The 2,329-nt window shown below is 55.0% G+C and carries 4 protein-coding genes; 1 reads left to right on the top strand and 3 read right to left on the bottom strand.

Going from position 1 to position 2,329, the window contains the following annotated elements:
- Positions 1-609: TIGR00289 family protein (locus MVD07_RS04505; RefSeq protein ID WP_297499132.1), on the top strand; the 609-nt coding region annotated here is incomplete at its 5' end.
- On the opposite strand, the gene MVD07_RS04500 is transcribed toward MVD07_RS04505, so the two are convergent.
- The 3 genes from MVD07_RS04500 to MVD07_RS04490 all read right to left on the bottom strand — a co-directional run.
- Positions 599-955, bottom strand: a complete 357-nt coding sequence (locus MVD07_RS04500; protein WP_297499130.1) for an MTH938/NDUFAF3 family protein — start codon at positions 953-955, stop codon at positions 599-601. The genes MVD07_RS04505 and MVD07_RS04500 overlap by 11 nt on opposite strands.
- On the bottom strand, positions 952-1,458 hold the full coding sequence (locus MVD07_RS04495; RefSeq protein WP_297499128.1) for an NUDIX hydrolase: 507 nt from the start codon (positions 1,456-1,458) through the stop codon (positions 952-954). The genes MVD07_RS04500 and MVD07_RS04495 overlap by 4 nt, the downstream gene beginning before the upstream one ends.
- 36 nt (positions 1,459-1,494) lie before the next feature.
- The coding region (locus tag MVD07_RS04490; protein ID WP_366078458.1) for a carbohydrate kinase at positions 1,495-2,329 on the bottom strand (835 nt) is incomplete at its 5' end.

Raw genomic sequence — 2,329 nt, 5'->3', positions numbered from 1 at the left:
GAGGTCAGGTTCCTCGTCTCAATGGTGAGCGAGAGCGAGGAGAGCTACATGTACCACGTCCCGAACATACACCTGACAGAGCTTCAGGCAAAGGCGATGGGGATTCCACTCGTCAAGGGCTTCACGAGCGGTGAGAAGGAGAGAGAGGTAGAGGATATGAAAGCAGTGCTTGAGGGACTGAAGGTAGAGGGAATCGTTGCCGGGGCTTTAGCCAGCGATTATCAAAAGAAGCGCGTAGACAGAGTAGCTAAAGAGCTCGGTCTGAAGAGCTTTGCACCGGCGTGGCATCGCGACCCTGTTGACTACATGAATGAGATAGCGGGCATCTTCGACGTTGTGATAGTAGGAACAGCCGCCTACGGTCTCGACGAGAGCTGGCTCGGGCGGAGGATTGATGAGAAGGCTTTAGGGGAGCTGATAAAGCTCCACGAGAAGTACAGAATCCACGTCGCTGGGGAAGGAGGGGAGTTCGAGACCTTTGTGAGGGACGCGCCCTTCTTTAAAGCTAAGGTAGTCTTCGACGAGGTTGAGAAAAGATGGGACGAGTGTAGCTACTCAGGTGTTCTAGAGGTTAAGAGGGCTCACCTTAAGCCGAAGGTCAGCAGGTAACGTGGAATATCCCCAGAACCCTTTTCTCCTCCCTCAAATCGTTGAACTTCTCCACGGCCTTTCCCGTTGGGAGTTCTATGACCTCCTTCCCCTCAACAAGCTCCCTGCTCTCCGGCAGTAGTGAGAGGTAGCCGTAGAAGCCCGTCCCAACGACCAAAACATCGAGGTCCTCCTTCAAGTATTCTCTAAGCTCCTCAGGGTCGAGCCTGTGGCTTGTCCCGTGCTTGTTCTTGCTTATCCACTTCTTCCTCTCCTCAACCTTTCCACTTGGGTAAATCACCACGTCGTGCCCGTAAGTCTCCCCATTGATCACTATCCTTCCAAACTTGGGGTATTCGACCCTCATCTTCCCACCCCGAGGGCATCCCTCATTATCTCGGAGTGGTCAAAGGCGAGCTCCATCCTCAGGGCTTCCTCTATCGGGAAAACCTCCACTTTTTTTGCATCGTCCCCAGCCTTCAGGCTGCCTTTCCCGATGCAGAGAAAGGCTACCGTGACGGTGTGCCCCCTTGGGTCTCTATCCGGCCTCGAATAGACCCCGACGAGCTTTAGGGGGATAACGTCGAGGCCGGTCTCCTCTTTCATCTCCCTCTTAAGTGCCTCCTCAACGGTCTCACCGTACTCAACGAAGCCACCCGGAAGGGCGTATTTCCCTTTGAAGGGCTCGTGCCTGCGTTTTATTAGGACGACGCCGTTGTCGTGGATTATTACCCCATCGACAGTGAGCCCTATGCACCTGTGGAGCTCGGCTTTAAGGCCTTCGCTCTCGGCTAACTCCTTCACCCTCTCGCGGAAGCCGGAGAGGTCTTTACCTTGGGGAGCCTTAACGAGCAGAATGTACCTGTCCATGCAAACCACCTCAGGGAAGTCCCTTCTCATCAGCCTTCAGCGTGCTGACGTTTCATCATCGGTCGCCTTATCTTGGTTCCAACCCTTTATATGTTCAACCCTTGCCTTAAGTGACAGCCGGTTCACCTCATCCATTGAGAAGCCAATGGAGCGCATCTCAAGGAAGAGCGCCGTGAAGGCCAGCGCCCTCCTGAGGGACTGGACGAAGGGGCACTGGAGGCGGAAGCCAGAGAAGGACGCGAGGAAGACATCGCCGGCCCCGGTGGATTCCTCAACTTCAATCTTCACCGGATGGAAGCGGTAGGCCCTCCCGCGATGGTAGGCAACACCAGGGTTCGGGCCGTTAGTTATGAGGAGCGACTCAACGTCCCCGGGGGAGAGGTTTCTCAGGTATTCGGCCTCCCCTTTTTCGGCGTGCACAACGCCGACACCCCTAAGGAAAGAGGCATCGAGCTCTCTCAGCCCAACCCTTCCGTCTCTGAAGGTTCGGATGAAGCCCTGGGCATCGACAACAACAAGCTTTCCCCTGTCCAGTGCCTCACTAACCAGAGATGGGGGGACTTCGTTTGCGACCGGATTGATCAATATGAGGTCGTAACCCTTCTCGGGAATTGTTCTTATCTCCTCGGCTCTTTCAAGGAGCCGTAAGGTTCTATCGAAGGGGGATACGTAGGTTAGCTCGTAGGTGGTAGTTGAGCTCGTGTGGACAACCCTAAGCTTTCCTATCCTCTCCAGCTCATTCAGCCACTTCTCCGGAAGGGAGGAAAAGCCCGTCAGAATCTCGACGGTGCAGAACCTGCTGAGGACGAGGGCAGAATAGTACGCACCACCGCCGAGTCTCTCCTCGACCTTGGGCCCCTGTCTTATTATA

It is taken from the genome of Thermococcus sp., assembly GCF_027008145.1.
Lineage (GTDB): Archaea > Methanobacteriota_B > Thermococci > Thermococcales > Thermococcaceae > Thermococcus.
The sequence above is the reverse complement of the archived record's forward strand: the minus strand, read 5'-3'. Positions and strand labels throughout refer to the sequence as shown.

Excerpts from the sequence above, each read along its gene's own strand:
- MVD07_RS04495 (WP_297499128.1), bottom strand. The coding sequence starts at position 1,458 with ATGGACAGGTACATTCTGCTCGTTAAGGCTCCCCAAGGTAAAGACCTC.
- MVD07_RS04500 (WP_297499130.1), bottom strand. The coding sequence starts at position 955 with ATGAGGGTCGAATACCCCAAGTTTGGAAGGATAGTGATCAATGGGGAG.